Origin of the sequence: Mycobacterium sp. 23 (assembly GCF_048287075.1) — a bacterium.
In the GTDB taxonomy this organism is placed as follows: Bacteria; Actinomycetota; Actinomycetes; order Mycobacteriales; family Mycobacteriaceae; genus Mycobacterium; species Mycobacterium gordonae_B.
Genome location: NZ_JBLVUX010000005.1, coordinates 3,413,284 through 3,427,537, shown reverse-complemented (window position 1 = coordinate 3,427,537; position 14,254 = coordinate 3,413,284). Strand labels below are relative to the sequence as shown.

13 protein-coding genes are annotated in these 14,254 nt (G+C 68.8%); 8 read left to right on the top strand and 5 right to left on the bottom strand.

Going from position 1 to position 14,254, the window contains the following annotated elements; translation table 11 throughout:
• The first annotated feature begins 22 nt into the window (after positions 1–22).
• From eccD to eccE, 3 genes are read left to right on the top strand one after another with little or no spacing between them, the layout of a single operon-like run.
• Positions 23–1,414 (top strand): type VII secretion integral membrane protein EccD, encoded by a 1,392-nt coding sequence (gene eccD, locus ACNQS7_RS17155; protein WP_418016031.1) that lies wholly within the window; start codon positions 23–25, stop codon positions 1,412–1,414.
• A 44-nt stretch (positions 1,415–1,458) separates the two neighbouring features.
• Complete coding sequence (gene mycP, locus ACNQS7_RS17150) at positions 1,459–2,823, top strand: type VII secretion-associated serine protease mycosin (RefSeq protein ID WP_418016030.1); 1,365 nt, start codon at positions 1,459–1,461, stop codon at positions 2,821–2,823.
• Positions 2,820–3,803 carry a type VII secretion protein EccE gene (eccE, locus tag ACNQS7_RS17145; RefSeq protein ID WP_418013460.1) on the top strand — a complete coding sequence of 328 codons (984 nt, stop codon included), beginning with the start codon at positions 2,820–2,822 and terminating at the stop codon, positions 3,801–3,803. Before mycP ends, eccE begins: the two co-directional genes overlap by 4 nt.
• On the opposite strand, the gene ACNQS7_RS17140 is transcribed toward eccE, so the two are convergent.
• Positions 3,790–5,004 carry an alpha/beta hydrolase family protein gene (locus ACNQS7_RS17140; protein WP_418013459.1) on the bottom strand — a complete coding sequence of 405 codons (1,215 nt, stop codon included), beginning with the start codon at positions 5,002–5,004 and terminating at the stop codon, positions 3,790–3,792. The two genes, eccE and ACNQS7_RS17140, sit on opposite strands and share 14 nt — an antisense overlap.
• Positions 5,005–5,158: 154 nt before the next feature.
• On the opposite strand from ACNQS7_RS17140, the gene ACNQS7_RS17135 reads away from it, so the two are divergent.
• Complete coding sequence (locus ACNQS7_RS17135; RefSeq protein WP_310786554.1) at positions 5,159–5,941, top strand: trans-aconitate 2-methyltransferase; 783 nt, start codon at positions 5,159–5,161, stop codon at positions 5,939–5,941.
• Here the strand turns inward: ACNQS7_RS17135 and ACNQS7_RS17130 are convergent.
• From ACNQS7_RS17130 to ACNQS7_RS17120, 3 genes are read right to left on the bottom strand one after another with little or no spacing between them, the layout of a single operon-like run.
• A complete protein-coding gene (locus ACNQS7_RS17130; RefSeq protein WP_418013458.1) occupies positions 5,930–7,327 on the bottom strand; it encodes a sulfatase in 1,398 nt (465 codons plus the stop codon). The genes ACNQS7_RS17135 and ACNQS7_RS17130 overlap by 12 nt on opposite strands.
• Positions 7,320–7,997 carry a 5,6-dimethylbenzimidazole synthase gene (gene bluB / locus ACNQS7_RS17125; protein WP_418013457.1) on the bottom strand — a complete coding sequence of 226 codons (678 nt, stop codon included), beginning with the start codon at positions 7,995–7,997 and terminating at the stop codon, positions 7,320–7,322. Before bluB ends, ACNQS7_RS17130 begins: the two co-directional genes overlap by 8 nt.
• A gap of 25 nt (positions 7,998–8,022) precedes the next feature.
• Positions 8,023–8,505, bottom strand: a complete 483-nt coding sequence (locus tag ACNQS7_RS17120) for a hypothetical protein (RefSeq protein WP_418013456.1) — start codon at positions 8,503–8,505, stop codon at positions 8,023–8,025.
• Positions 8,506–8,563: 58 nt separating this feature from the next.
• Between ACNQS7_RS17120 and ACNQS7_RS17115 the strand changes: the two genes are divergently transcribed.
• Together ACNQS7_RS17115 and ACNQS7_RS17110 are read left to right on the top strand one after the other, a co-directional pair.
• On the top strand, positions 8,564–9,229 hold the full coding sequence (locus ACNQS7_RS17115) for a phosphatase PAP2 family protein (RefSeq protein WP_418013455.1): 666 nt from the start codon (positions 8,564–8,566) through the stop codon (positions 9,227–9,229).
• Positions 9,230–9,272: 43 nt separating this feature from the next.
• Entirely contained in the window at positions 9,273–9,929 is a 657-nt protein-coding gene (locus ACNQS7_RS17110) for a L,D-transpeptidase family protein (RefSeq protein ID WP_418013454.1), read from the top strand.
• Positions 9,930–9,936: 7 nt separating this feature from the next.
• Here ACNQS7_RS17110 and ACNQS7_RS17105 read toward each other — a convergent pair whose 3' ends face one another.
• Positions 9,937–10,443, bottom strand: coding sequence for a nuclear transport factor 2 family protein (locus ACNQS7_RS17105; RefSeq protein WP_418016029.1), 507 nt, complete (start codon positions 10,441–10,443; stop codon positions 9,937–9,939).
• Positions 10,444–10,648: 205 nt separating this feature from the next.
• Between ACNQS7_RS17105 and ACNQS7_RS17100 the strand changes: the two genes are divergently transcribed.
• Together ACNQS7_RS17100 and ACNQS7_RS17095 are read left to right on the top strand one after the other, a co-directional pair.
• Positions 10,649–12,577: an Hsp70 family protein gene (locus ACNQS7_RS17100; RefSeq protein ID WP_418013453.1), complete on the top strand. Its 1,929-nt coding sequence runs from the start codon at positions 10,649–10,651 to the stop codon at positions 12,575–12,577.
• Between the two features lie 199 nt (positions 12,578–12,776).
• Positions 12,777–14,222, top strand: a complete 1,446-nt coding sequence (locus ACNQS7_RS17095; protein ID WP_418013452.1) for a hypothetical protein — start codon at positions 12,777–12,779, stop codon at positions 14,220–14,222.
• Positions 14,223–14,254: the final 32 nt, after the last annotated feature.

Here is a 14,254-nt window from a genome sequence, read left to right as displayed (position 1 = left end):
TTCAGTGACGTCCGGCACCGTCATGCCGATCGTCCGCGTCGCCATTCTCGCGGACAGTCGGCTGACGGAAATGGCATTGCCCACCGAGCTGCCGCTGCGCGAGATCCTGCCTGCGGTGCAGCGTCTGGTGGTTCCCGCCGCCGGCAACGGTGAGAGTGCCGAAGGCGCCCCGTACCTGAGCCTGGCCCCGATCGGTGGAGCGCCATTCAGTCTGGATGCGAGCCTGGACACCGTCGGCGTGGTCGACGGCGATCTGCTTGCGCTGCAGCCGGTTCCGACCGGCCCCGCCGCGCCGGGCATCGTCGAGGACATCGCCGACGCCGCCATGATCTTCTCGGCGTCGCGGCGTAACCCCTGGGACGCCAAGCACATTCAGCGTGGCGCGCTGGCTGCGGTGATCGGTGTGACGCTGCTGGCCACCGGTTTGTCGGTCGCTCACCGGGTTGCAACGGGCGCTCTCGCCGGACTGGTCGCGGTCAGTGCGCTCGCAGCGGTCGTCGCGATCGCCGGGTTGTTGAGCACTGGCCGGTCTGCGCGCACCGGCGTCGCATTGTCGATCACGGCGCTGGTGCCGATCGCGGCGGCACTGGCGCTGGCGGTGCCAGGCAGGTTCGGAGCCGCGCAGGTGCTGCTGGCCGCGGCCGGCGTCGCCGCCTGGTCGTTGATCGCCCTGATCGTCCCCAGCGCCGAACGAGAGCGCGCCGTCGGCTTTTTCACCACCTCGGCAATGGTCGGTCTCACCGTCGCGCTGGCGGCCGGCGCCGAACTGCTCTGGCGGCTACCGGTATTGACGCTTGGTTGCGGTCTGATCGTCGCGGCGCTGTTGATCACCATCCAGGCGGCTCAGCTGTCGGCGTTGTGGGCGCGCTTCCCGCTGCCGGTGATCCCGGCGCCCGGCGATCCCACGCCGTCGGCGCCGTCGATGCGCGTGCTGGAGGACCTGCCCCGCCGGGTGCGGATCAGCGACGCTCACCAGAACGGATTCATCGCCGCGGCTGTGCTGCTGAGTGTCCTGGGATCGGTGGCGATCGCGCTGCGGCCCGAGACGTTGAGCATCGCGGGCTGGTATGTGGTGGTGGCAGCCTCGTTGGCGGCCGCGCTGCGGGCGCGGGTGTGGGATTCGGCCGCGTGCAAGGCGTGGCTGCTGGCCCAGCCTTTCCTGGTGGCCGGTGTGCTGCTGGTGGTCTATGCCGCGACCGGGCGTTTCGCCGGCGCGTTCGCCGCGGTGCTGGTGCTGGCGGTGCTCGTGCTGGCCTGGATCGTGGTGGCGCTAAACCCGTCGATCGCCTCGCCGGACACCTACTCGCTGCCGCTGCGCCGGTTGGTGGGTTTCGTCGCGGCCGGTCTCGACGCGTCACTGATCCCGGTCATGGCGTTCTTGGTCGGTCTGTTCGCCTGGGTGCTCAATCGATGAGACGTGTCGCTGGATTGGGCTGCTGCACAGCGCTTGTGGTGCTGATGCAGGGCCCGGTGATCGCGACGGCGCCGCCGGCGCCGGCGATCAGCCCGCCGGTGGTGGACGCTGCAGCGCAACCACCGGGCGGGACGCCGGGACCGGTGCAGACGATGGAGCAGCGCGGCCCGTGCAGCGTCTCCGGCGTCATCCCGGGTACCGATCCGGGCACGCCGACTCCCAGTCAGAACCTGCTGAATCTCCCTGCCGCGTGGCAGTTCTCGCGCGGCGAAGGCCAGTTGGTGGCCATCATCGACACCGGTGTGCGCCCGGGACCGCGGCTGAACAACGTGGATGCCGGCGGTGACTTCGTGGAGTCCACCGACGGGCTGACCGACTGCGACGGGCACGGCACGCTGGTCGCCGGCATCGTGGCCGGCCAGCCCGGAGACGACGGCTTCTCCGGTGTGGCACCCGCGGCACGGCTGCTGTCGCTGCGGGTGACGTCGGCCAAATTCTCCCCGCGCACCCCTGGCGGTGACCCGACACTGGCGCGGGCGGCCATCGATATCGAGGCGCTGGCCCGCGCCATCGTGCACGCTGCCGATCGCGGCGCGCGGGTGATCAACATCTCCGCGATCACCTGCCTGCCGGCCGACCGCACCGTCGATCAGTCCGCTCTGGGAGCGGCGATCAAGTATGCGGCGGTGGACAAGGACGTGGTGATCGTCGCCGCCGCGGGCAACAGCGGCCCGACCGGATCGGTGGCCGGTGGCACGTCGTGCGAATCCAACCCGCTTACCGACCTGAGCCGCCCCAGCGACCCGCGAAACTGGGCCGGCGTCACGTCGGTCTCCGTCCCGTCGTGGTGGCAGCCCTATGTGCTGTCGGCGGCTTCCGTCTCTCCCGACGGCCGTCCGTCGAAGTTCACCATGGCGGGTCCGTGGGTCGGCATCGCGGCACCCGGGGAGAACATCGCGTCGGTGAGCAACGCCGACGGCGGCGGCCTGGCCAACGGCCTGCCCGACGACCATCAGCAGCTGATCCCGCTCAGCGGCACCAGCTATGCGGCCGGCTATGTCTCCGGCGTCGCGGCGCTGGTCCGCGCCAAGTACCCGGACCTGCCGGCCGCAGAGGTGGTGCGCCGCATCACCGCGACCGCCCAGAACGGCCCGCGGGATCCGTCGAACGTCGTCGGGGCCGGCACCCTGGATGCTGTCGCGGCGCTGACCTGGCAACTACCGGCGGCAGCCGGTGGGGCGCCGGCGCCGGCATCGGTGAAGCCGGTCGCCCTCCCACCGCCACGGGCGCCCGAGGACACCACACCGCGCAACATCGCACTGGCCGGAGCCGGCGTGCTGACCCTGCTCGTCATCATCACCGCAGCGACGGTGGCGGTAGTGCGCCGCCGGAAGGAGCCCACCTCGTGAGCTACTCGATTCCCACACCGGGGGCCGCCAGGATCACCCTGGCGCTGCTGGCCGTCGTGCCGGCCGTGATGGCCTACCCCTGGCAGTCCACCAGGGCCTACTGGTTGATCGGCATCGCCGTGGCGGCGTCGATCCTGCTCTTCGGGTGGTGGCGCGGGCTGCACTTCACCACGATCCTGCGCCGTCGGCTGGCCATCGTCCGCCGTGGCGGGCGACCGGTTCCGGAACCGGATGCAAACACCCGCACCACCGCGGTGGTGCGGGTGGGGCCGGCGTCCTCGGCCACCGGCACACTGCCGTTGCCAGTGATCGCGCGCTACCTGGACTGCTACGGCATCCGCGCGGACAGCATTCGGATCACCAGTCGCCACAACGGATCCGGTGCCGACGACAGCTGGATCGGGCTGACGTTGTCGGCGGTGGACAACCTGGCCGCGCTGCAGGCCCGGTCGGCCCGGATCCCGTTGCACGAGACGGCCGAGGTTGCCGCCCGCCGGCTCGCCGATCATCTGCGCGAGATCGGCTTCGACGCAAATACCGTTGCCGCCGAAGATGTTCCGGAGGTGCTGGCGATCGAGGCCGGCAACAGCAGCCGCGAAACGTGGCGAGCGGTACAGCAGGGTGAATCGGATCACGTTGCGGCATACCGGATCAAGGCGGATTCCGGGTTGCCGGAGACACTCGCCGAGGTGCGGGCGCAGCAGGCACGCGAGATCTGGACCGCGCTCGAGATCGCGGACCCGGGAACTCACTACACGGTTGCGGCGGCCTGCGCACTGCGCACCGACGCCGCCCCGGCCGGCACCGCCCCGGTGGCCGGCCTGACCCTGGAGCGAGGCAACCAGCGACCGGCGCTACAGGCGCTGGACCCGTTGTCCACCCGCCGCCTCGACGGTCATGCGCAAGCGCCCGCGGACCTGCTGCAGCGGTTGGACTGGCCGACCGCGCAGGGCCCCTCGGCGACCCTCAGTCGTACATGAACTGGTGCAGGAACGGCGTCATCCGGCGTAGGTAATCCAACTGGCTCACGTGCAGCACGTGGCTGCCGGGGAACCAGTGCAGCGCGCAGCGGTCCCAGTGCTTCCACAGGGCGACCGCATGCTCCGGTGGGGCCATCCGGTCGCCCAGACCGGTGATGATCATCCGGCGATCCTTGGACAGCAGCGGCTGATAGTTCAGCGGACCGTGATAGGCCAGCCCGGCCTGCAACTCCTCGTTGCTGATGCTGGTCAGCCACCGGCCGAACTTGATGAACGTGCTCGCCGGGAACCACTCGTCGAACAGATCGCCGGGCGTAATGACGGGACAGTTGGGGATGACGGCCTCGAGCCGGTCGTCGACGGAGGCGATCAGCGCCGAGGTGTACCCGCCGAGCGAAAGTCCGGTCAGCGCAATGCGTTCCACGCCGGTGCCGTGCAGATAGTCCACCACGGACCGGAAGTCGTGCACGGCCTGGGCCATCGCCTCGGCGAAACCGCTCAGCCCGCTGGCGAAGTAGCCGAAACCGCTGAACGGCGAATGCTTTTCGGCTCGCTTGCCGTGAAACGGCAACGTGTACAACAACACATCGTAGCCCGAGCGGAAATACCAGGGCAGCGAGAAGAACAGGCCGTTGAACAGATACGAAGACCCCATGAAGCCGTGGATCACGCACAGGGTGGGGCGGGGCCCGTCGTCATGGCGCCAATGTTGGGCCCGCACCACATTGTTGGCCGACAGCGCACTCCACCGCTTGCGCATGGCGGGGTTGACCGCCCGGAAGCTGCTCGGGAACGAAATGTTGTCGATGGTGGCCAGGGCGACACGCTGCGCGAGCGGACTGGCGTGCCGGGTCACCTTTTTCGGCGGTTCCAGCGGAGCCGGGAAGGACAGGCGCGGGTCGCGCTCGGCACCGAGCTCGGCGTAGAACCTCAGCTTGTCGCGCTCGCTGGCGGAGTCGCCGCGGCGCAGATTGCTGCCGACGACCACCGGCGCCACCGTGGCCGCCAGCAGGGCCGAGGCCGTGGTGCGCAGTGCGACATCGCTGATCGCCGAGGCTTCCACCACCAGGCGCTGGCGGGGAGACAGGGCAGAGCGGGCGGGCAGTCCCTCGACGCCGACGTCGCCGCCGGGTACGTCGGGAATGGGCAGGGGAGGGCTGATCGGGTCAGCGTCACCAACCAGGTCCGAAATCTCAGACATCCTCCTGATGGTAACGCGCTGATTGTGGCGAATGCTGGGGCTTTCGACAGGCTCGTCAATAATTTGGCACCCGGTGGACGCGCATTGCGGGGCCGTCCGGTAATACGGTTTGTTGATGACACCCCCAGTTCAGGTGTCGATCAGGAGGACCGACATGTGGGATCCGGACGTCTACCTGGCTTTTGCGGATCATCGCAGCCGTCCGTTCTACGACTTGTTGTCGCGGGTGGGTGCCGACCGGGCGCGCCGGGTGGTGGACCTGGGTTGCGGCCCCGGCCACCTGACCCGGTACCTGGCCAAGCGCTGGCCCGAGGCGGTGATCGAGGCGATCGACAGCTCTCCGGAGATGGTCGCGGCGGCCCGTGAACGCGGGATCGACGCCGCCACGGGAGACCTGCGGAACTGGAAGCCGCAGCCTGACACCGACGTCGTGGTCAGCAACGCTGCGCTGCACTGGGTTCCCGAGCACTCCGACCTGCTGCTCAAATGGGTCGGCCAGCTGCCCGGCGGATCGTGGATCGCCGTTCAGATCCCCGGCAATTTCGATACGCCGTCGCATGCCGCCGTGCGCGCGCTGGCGCGCCGCGAGCCCTACGCAAAAATCATGCGCGACATACCGTTTCGCGTGGGTGCCGTGGTGCACCCGCCCACGCACTACGCGGACCTGCTGATGGATGCCGGCTGCCGGGTCGACGCGTGGGAAACCACCTACCTGCATCAGCTGACCGGCGAGCACCCGGTGCTGGAATGGATCACCGGCACCGCGCTGGTCCCGGTGCGCGAGCGCCTCGACGACGACGGCTTCGACCAGTTCCGTCAGGAGCTGATTCCCCTGCTGGACGACGCCTACCCGCCCCGGGCCGACGGTACGACGATCTTCCCGTTCCGCCGGCTGTTCATCGTGGCGCAGGTCGACGGGCGCCGCTCAGCTGCCTAGCCCGGGCTCGGCCGCTTCTTCGATGCCGCGGTCCACGGCGATCGCCGAGCGGCTGGTCGGCGTCGAGCGGTGGATCTGCAGATACGTTTCGGTGTAGCGCACCGAGATCCGGGTACCGGCGAACTCGGACGGAATCACGTCGCCGGTGCGCTGACGCCAATCATGCAGCCGTACGGCGAGATCGGCCGCAATGGCGTCGGAGTCCCCGGTGGCGGCATCGAGCAGATTGCTGGTCTCGGTGGGGTCGGCCCGCAGGTCATAGAGTTCGCGCTGCGGCCGCGGCGCTGTGACGTAGGGGGCTACGGCGATTCCCGAGGGGCTCTCCTCGATGTCCCACGGCAGGTCCAACAGCGGCCGCGGCACGTAGTTCTCGATGTAGCTGTAGTCCTTGGTGCGGATGGCCCGGATCGGGTCGAAGGAGTCGTGATACGTCTTCGTGGTGTACACGTGGTCACGCACCGGCGCGATCGGCTCCGGCGTGAACAGCGCATCGGCGTGCGAGAGGCCGTCGACGTCGGGAGGCACCTCGATGCCCAACAGACCCAGCAGCGTGGGCAACAGATCTACGCCGCTGAACAACTCGTCATACACGCGGGGCGACATGCCGAGCCCGGTCGGCGGGCGGACGATCAGCGCGATGCCGGTCCCGGCGTCATACAGAGTGGACTTCGCCCGGGGGAACGCCGGGCCGTGGTCGGTGAAGAACACCACCCAGGTGCTGGCATCCAGACCGGTCTCTGAAAGCCGATCCAGCAACCTCCCCACCGCTGCGTCCGCGGTGGTGATGGAGCCGTAGAAGTCGGCGAGGTCGCCGCGCACCTCGGGGGTGTCGGGCAGGTAGTCCGGCAGCTGCACGGTCGCACTGTCGGCCGGTTCGTAGCGGTCGTGGGGATAGGGCCGGTGCGTTTCGAAGAATCCGGCGGTCAGCAGGAACGGTTGGCCGGACAGGTCAGCCGCACTATCTTGCAGCCATTCCTCGACCTTCTCCACCACATATTCGCAATACGAGTTCGAGACGTCGAACTCGTCGAACCCCAGCCGCTTCGGATAGGACGTTTCGTGCTGCATTCCGAAAAGGGCCGAGTAGTAGCCTGATTCGGAAAGCAACTGAGGCAGGGTGCGCACATCGGTGCGGTACTCCCAGCCGTGGTGGGCCAACCCGAGCAAGCCGTTGGTCTGCGGGTAGCGCCCGCTGAACAGCGAACCCCGCGACGGCGAACACAGCGGCGCGGTGGCATGGGCCCGGGTGAACAGGATGCCCTCGGCGGCGAGGCGGTCCAGCCGCGGGCTCGACACATCCGGGTGGCCGTAGACACCGAGGTACCGCCCGAGGTCGTGCCAGTGCACGAGTAGGACATTCTGCGCAGCCGTTCCCGCGTCACCCATTCACACCGTCCCTTTCGCTTCCAGGAGTCTGCCATTGATTCTCCGAGACGAACTCCCGCAGCGGTCGCGCCGAGGTCCAGCCGTCCAACTCGAGGGCGGGCCGGTCCGGGAACTCCGGGACCGGCCCCACACACAGAATCGCCACCGGTTCGGCACCGTCGGGCATCCCCAGCAGCGCCGCCAGCCGGTGCGGGTCGAACAGGGACACCCAGCCCACGCCCAGACCCTCGCAGCGCGCCGCCAGCCAGAGGTTCTGGATCGCGCAGGAGACCGACGCGAGATCCATCTGCGGCAGCGTGCGCCGTCCGAAGATATGCGATTCCCGGTCATCACACAGCGCCACCACCAGTAGCTCCGCGCACTCGAGAACGCCCTCGACCTTCAGTGCCAGGAATTCGGCCTCCCGTGCACCCAGTGCCGCTCCGGTCAGCAGGCGTTCGGCGTCGACCAGCGCGTGAATACGCCGTCGCAGGTCCCGGTCGGTGATCCGGATGAAGCGCCACGGCTGCATCAGACCCACGCTGGGCGCGGCGTGCGCGGCGTGCAGCAGACGCGCCAGCACCTCCTCGGGCACGCGCGCGCCCGGGGAGAAGCGGCGCATATCCCGTCGCTCCGAAATCACGCGGTAGACGGCGCCGCGCTGGGCAGCGGGGTACGCGTGATCGGTCATCCGGTCAATCGTAGAAACGCGGCGGTCACGGGCTGTAGGTGACGCCTACCGCCCGGAACACGTACTCGGGTGGCACATCGAAGGACACCGATCGCCGCGGCAGGCGGGCCAGCACATCTTCGTCGATGGTGTCCTTGAAATGCAGGGACAGGTGACCGTGGAAGCGCTCGTCGACCGCGGCCGTGTCCACGTCGACTCGCAATCCCGTCGCGGAAATCTCCGCGTTGGCCGCCCCGCCCTGCGCCTCGTCCCAGCGCACGTCCACCACCCGCCCGGCCAACTTGGGCACCACCGACAGCGTGGCCAGCACCCGCTGCTGGGTCAGTGCGAGCGAACCCACGTAACTGGCGACGCTGCCCTGGGACCGAAGGCCCGGGATGGACCCACTGAACCGCCTGGTGACCGCGACGAATTCGGCGAGGTGGATCAGGCCCTCGGATTCCACCTGGGCATGTAGCTCCGCGGGCAACCTACCGACGCCGAACAATCTCCGGAGAATCACGGGCATGACGCCAGTATGGGTCGGTTTGGCGTTCGGTGCATCGAGGCTGGTATCGATGTAGCCGATGAGCAGCCCACGAATTGCCTCCCGACTTTCGTGGTCTGCCGGCCTGGTAGTGGCCGCGGTCGCGCTCTACGCCCTGCTGTGGGTGGGGCATCGGCAGCACTGGGGCTGGTTGCACGCCTTCGACTGGGCGCTGCTGAACCCGGCGCACGAGATCGGCGTCAAGCACGCGGGCTGGGTGCGGTTCTGGGTCATCGTGTCCTTCGTGCTGGGCCCGATTCCGCTGCGACTGCTGGGCCTGGCGGCGATGGTGTACACGCTGGTGCGACGGCGGTTGCGGATGGCGCTGCTGCTGATGGCCTGTGGACCACTGAACGGGTTCATCACGCTGGTTGCCAAAAATCTGGCCGGGCGCCCGCGACCGGTGACCGCGCTTGTCTATGCGACCGAGACGTCGTTTCCGTCCGGGCACGCGCTGGAGGCGATGTGCAGTCTGCTGGCCCTGCTGGCCTTGTGCCTGCCGATGCTGACCAGCAGGCGGGCGCGGGTGGTCGCGATGGCGTCGGCCGCTTTCGGCGTCTTCATCGTCGGCGTGGCGCGGGTCGCGCTGAACGTGCACCACCCCTCTGACGTGATCGCCGGGTGGGCGCTGGGCTACGTGTATTTCATGGTGTGTCTCTGGGCTTTTCGGCCCGGGTCACAGCGCCGTGACTCAACTGGTTCTTAACCTTTACTTGACCCTCAGCTGCGGCGGGTCTGACGATTGACCCATGCGCCGACTGCTCGCTCAGCTTTGTGCTGTCGTGTGCGCGTTCGTGATGGCAGCCCTGTTCGCACCGGAAGCCGGGGCCGCCGGTAATCCCTGGTTCGCGAACTCGGTCGGCAATGCGGCACAGGTGGTTTCGGTGGTCTCGACCGGTGGGTCGAACGCGAAGATGGACATCTACCAGCGCACCGCGGCCGGCTGGCAACCACTCAAAACCGGGATACCCACCCATGTCGGCTCGGCCGGCATGGCGCCGCAGGCCAAGAGCGGCTACCCGGCCACTCCGATGGGGGTGTACAGCCTGGACTCGGCGTTCGGCACCGCGCCGAATCCCGGTGGGGGACTGCCGTACACGCAGGTCGGACCGAACCACTGGTGGAGCGGTGACGATCACAGCCCCACCTTCAACAGCATGCAGGTGTGCCAGAAAGCCCAGTGCCCCTTCAGCACCGCCGACAGTGAGAATCTGCAGATCCCGCAGTACAAGCATGCTGTGGTGATGGGCGTCAACAAGAACAAGGTGCCCGGAGGCGGCGCCGCGTTCTTCTTTCACACCACCGATGGCGGGCCCACCGAAGGCTGCGTGGCAATCGATGACGCCACGCTGGTGTCGATCATCAAATGGTTGCGGCCCGGCGCTGTCATCGCGATCGCCAAGTAGACGAACGCTATTCGCTCACGTCGGCACGGGCGCGGCCGGGCTTGACGTTGAACTTGAGATCCGCCACCGACATCGTCGCCTCGTAGGTGCGGTCGTAGCCGGTTGCGCTGATCCGCCACCCGTCGGGGGTGCGCCGGTACTGGTCGCGGTAGAACGCCGCACCGATCAGCATGAAGTTGAATTCGGCGACGATCACCCGGTCTTGCAGATACCAGATGCCCGAGGCGGTGTCGCCGCTGACGGTGATCTCCGGGTGAGTGACCCGGTGCTCGGTGACGACGCCGGGCCCCATTGCTGAGCTCAGGTACTCCACGAGGTCCTTGCGATTGTCGAAGTGCAGTTCCTTGCCCAGCGACGAGCCGTAGGCCCCGACGATGTCCTCGGTCATCGTCTCGGCGAAGTCGTCCCAGTGCTTGGTATCCATCGCGCGCAGGTAGCGGTACTTGACTTGCTTGATCGCTTCGACATCTGCCACGGGGTATTCGGAGAGGCTCACCGGCTCATTGCAGCACACCGGGCCGGCCGCGGCGCGGGAGGGCCGGGACAAACCAGGGCCGCACTCCTGCCGGATCGATTTGTCAATGGTGCCCAACATACCTTTTCGATGACGACACGGCATCGACCGGATACCAATGGCATTGTCGCCGAACCATATTCACCGACACGGCGGCTAAGGTAATCCCTGGCTACCGACCCCCTATCGACGAAAGCATGGCTATATGTACGACCCGCTGGGGTTGTCGATCGGGACCATGAACCTGGTTGCGGCGGCGAACGGAAGTTCTCCGGTCATCCGTCGCGCTGTGCTCACCCTGTATCCGCACTGCGCCCCGAAACTTGGTGTGTTCGGCGAGAATTCGGCCGATCCCGGCACTCTGATGAGTGCCTTTGTGGAACGAATCGGCGACTCCGTGGCGCTGATCTCGCCGGACGGATCCGCGCATGACCCGGACCTGCTGACGGTCGAGGCCCTGGACGCGATGGTGGTTGCCGCCGGCGCCGATGCGAGTTCCGCCGACATCACGATTGCCGTTCCCGCACACTGGAAACCGGGTGCGGTGCAGGCGCTGCGCAATGCACTGCGCACCCATGTCGGGTTCGTCCGCAGCGGCCTGCCGCCGCGCCTGGTCCCGGACGCGATCGCGGCGTTGACGGCGGTGAACGCCGAAGTGGGTGTTCCCACCGGGGGCGTGGTGGGGTTGCTCGACTTCGGCGGCTCCGGCACCTATGTCACCCTGCTGGAAACCAAGGACGAGTTCGAACCCGTCAGCGCCACAATGCGTTACGACGATTTCTCGGGAAACCAGATCGACCAGGCGTTGCTGCTGCACGTGATCGAAGAACTCGGTCACACGGACGTCGATGCGACCGGCACCGCCATGCTGGGTCAGCTCGGCACGCTGCGGGAGCAGTGCCGGGAGGCCAAGGAGCGATTGTCCACCGATGCCGTCACCGAACTGGCGGCAGAGCTCTCGGGCACCAGCATCGCGCTGGAACTCACCCGCGAGAAGTTCGACGATCTGATCGCCGACCGGCTGACCGGTCTCATCTACGCCTTCGACGACATGCTGGCGCGCAACAATTCGAGTTTCGCCGACCTGGCAGCGGTGGTGACCGTCGGCGGCGGCGCCAGCATTCCGCTTGTCAGCCAACGTCTTTCGTTCCACACCCGGTTGCCGGTGCTGACCGCGTCCGATCCGGTGAGCGCGGCCGCCAAAGGCGCGTTGCTGCTGGCGACCCGCAGTGAGCTGATGGATCTGCGGACCCGCACCTCCGTCGGCCTGCTGGTCGGCGGGGCGCAAGCGGCCGGAGCGTCCGGCGTCGGCGTCATCGACCTGCCTGCCGGGGACGTGCTGGTGATCGACCAGGACGCGTTGACCGACCGCGAACTGGCCTGGTCGCAGACCGAGTTCCCCGAGGTGCCGACCCGCTTCGAGGGCGACTCCTACAACGAAGACGGCCCGTGCTTCTCGATGCGGCTCAACATCATCGACCCCCCGAGGGCGCCGAAGCGCCGCATCCGGGTGTCGCAGCTGCTGATCGGCCTGTGCGCCGCGGTCGCGATGACCGCGGTGGGCGGGGTGGCGATCACGCTGACCGCCGTCGAGCAGCGTCACAGCCACCATCCCGCTCCGATCGTGCCCAGCGTCGCGCCGCCACCGGTGTCGCCCAGCGCCAAGTTGCCGAACCCGATTCCGACCAGTCCGGCGGCACCCAGTCCGCTGCCGCCGCCACCCAGCGAGGCGATGGCGCCCAGCGCGGCAGCGCCCACCAGCGTCGAGACACCCCCGCCCCCGCCCCCATCACCGCCGCCGCCACCGCCGTCGCCCGCGCTCACCACGACCAGGCCGGCCCCGGTCACCACCACACCACCCCCGGCCGCCACGACGACGCCGCTCACCTCCGAGCCGCCGTCCCCCACCGAGCCGCCCAGCGCGGCGGAGGCGCCCAGTGCGGCGGAGATACCGGCCACGTCGGAACCGCCACCGGTAAAGATGACGACCCAGTGGTTGCACGTCCCGCTGCTCCCGCTGCCGATACCGATCCAGGTGCCGGCCAACCAGGTGCCGGCCAACCAGGCACCGGTTAACCAGGCACCGGCCAACGCCAACCCGCAGAACCCCTTCTCCTCACCAGGAGGCCCCTGACCGGCGATTCACATTTGAGCTTCCTAGGAATTGCTCCCTACCTCGATGTGCGCGAGTAGGGTTTCAGCTGGCAAACTGCATACAGGCCAGCTGAATCGGTCGCTCCAGCAGTGGGGCGGATATGTTGTCGACGGCGGCCCGGGCGGTGGGCCGGTCCGCCCAGACCCCGTGGCTAGCTCGCACATGGCTTGGAGGGGTTATGGACATCGTGCTCGGGGTTTCGATGGAGCCCTCAGCTGTCCGGATGCTGCTGATCGAGGGGACGAACGCCGATGGCGCGACCGTCGAGGAAGAAAGCATCGAAGTAGCTGCCGCGAAAGGCGCAGCAGGCGCGGACGCCGGTGACGCGGCGACCGACCGGGTGATCGCCGCGCTGGTGGGCACCCGCGAAGGCGCGGCCGAAGGCGGCTATCAATTGACCTCCACCGGGGTCACCTGGACGGACCCCAGCGAGGTTGCCGCGCTGCGACTGGAACTCGCCGCCCGCGATGTCGGTGGCGTGATGCTGGTGTCGCCGCTACTCGCGGCCGCCGCGCTGGCGCAGACGGTGGGCGCCGCCCTCGACTACGAGCACATCGCGATGCTGTTCGTCGAGTCCGGCAGCGCGACGCTGGCCGTCGTCGAGGTCGCCGACGGCTCGATCGTCGACCTGCACCGGCAGTCCGTCCGGGACGAGTCGCTCGCCGCCGGCCTGGTGACGATGGTCGCGGGTCTGGACGCACCGGCTTCGCGCGCCGACGGCGTGTTCCTCATCGGTTGTGGCGTCGACATCGTCGGCGTCAAGCCCGCCCTGGAGGCGGCGACGTCGCTGGTGGTCAGCTGTCCCGAAGAGCCGGAGATGGCGCTGGCCAGGGGCGCCGCGCTGGCCTCGGCGAACGCACCGCTGTTCGCGTCGTCGACGTCCGCACTGGCCTACGCGCTGGACCCGGGCACCGGCGAGGTGAACCCCCGCGCGCTCACCCCCAGCTACCTCGACGTCTGCGCCATGGCCGGGGTCGGCGAGGGTGCGCTGGCCTACAGCGCCGTGGAGGACGACACCGAGCACGCCGTCCAACCTCAGACCGATCCGCGGCGCAGGCCGTTGGCGCTGGTGAGTGGGGCCGTCGTCGGCGTCGCCGCGGTGGTCGCCGGAGTGCTGATCGTCTCGCTGGCCTCCAACGTGCGCCCGACCGCGGCCCAGCAACCGAGCCCGCGTGAGAGCGTCCCTACGCCGGCGCTGCAGGCGCCCGCCACCGAATTGCCGGCGCAGGTCCTGTTGCCGGGGTCAAGCGCCGCCCCGCCGCCCAGTCCGGCGCCGCCGGTGGCGCCGCCGCCGGTGGAGGTCGCCGCTGCACCGGCGCCGCCGCCGGTGATTCGGCAGGCGCCGCCCCAGACCGTGACCCGGCCGGCGCAGGCCCCGGCGTATGTGGCGCCCGCGCCCCGTCGGCAGCCCACCCAGCAGGCTGCGCCGCCGGTCCAGACGCCGGTGCAGCAGGCGGTGCCGCCGTCGGCTCCGCCGCCCGCCGCGCCCGCCCCGGCCGCCCCGGCCCCCGCGGCGCCGCCGACCCCGGTCATGACGATGTACCTGCATTTGCCGTTCGTCTCGATCCCGATCCCGATCAACCCGCCACCGCCGCCGCCCCCGCCCGCGGAACCCGGTCCGTAGCGCATCTGCCAGGTTGAGCGCAGACTGGGCAG

What these genes read in the sequence shown, in the direction of transcription:
- eccD (WP_418016031.1), top strand. Translation starts at nt 23, where the DNA reads ATGCCGATCGTCCGCGTCGCCATTCTCGCGGACAGTCGGCTGACGGAA.
- ACNQS7_RS17130 (WP_418013458.1), bottom strand. Translation starts at nt 7,327, where the DNA reads ATGGGTGACGCGGGAACGGCTGCGCAGAATGTCCTACTCGTGCACTGG.
- ACNQS7_RS17115 (WP_418013455.1), top strand. Translation starts at nt 8,564, where the DNA reads ATGAGCAGCCCACGAATTGCCTCCCGACTTTCGTGGTCTGCCGGCCTG.
- ACNQS7_RS17095 (WP_418013452.1), top strand. Translation starts at nt 12,777, where the DNA reads ATGGACATCGTGCTCGGGGTTTCGATGGAGCCCTCAGCTGTCCGGATG.
- mycP (WP_418016030.1), top strand. Translation starts at nt 1,459, where the DNA reads ATGCAGGGCCCGGTGATCGCGACGGCGCCGCCGGCGCCGGCGATCAGC.
- ACNQS7_RS17140 (WP_418013459.1), bottom strand. Translation starts at nt 5,004, where the DNA reads ATGTCTGAGATTTCGGACCTGGTTGGTGACGCTGACCCGATCAGCCCT.
- ACNQS7_RS17100 (WP_418013453.1), top strand. Translation starts at nt 10,649, where the DNA reads ATGTACGACCCGCTGGGGTTGTCGATCGGGACCATGAACCTGGTTGCG.
- ACNQS7_RS17110 (WP_418013454.1), top strand. Translation starts at nt 9,273, where the DNA reads ATGCGCCGACTGCTCGCTCAGCTTTGTGCTGTCGTGTGCGCGTTCGTG.
- ACNQS7_RS17120 (WP_418013456.1), bottom strand. Translation starts at nt 8,505, where the DNA reads ATGCCCGTGATTCTCCGGAGATTGTTCGGCGTCGGTAGGTTGCCCGCG.
- bluB (WP_418013457.1), bottom strand. Translation starts at nt 7,997, where the DNA reads ATGACCGATCACGCGTACCCCGCTGCCCAGCGCGGCGCCGTCTACCGC.
- ACNQS7_RS17135 (WP_310786554.1), top strand. Translation starts at nt 5,159, where the DNA reads ATGTGGGATCCGGACGTCTACCTGGCTTTTGCGGATCATCGCAGCCGT.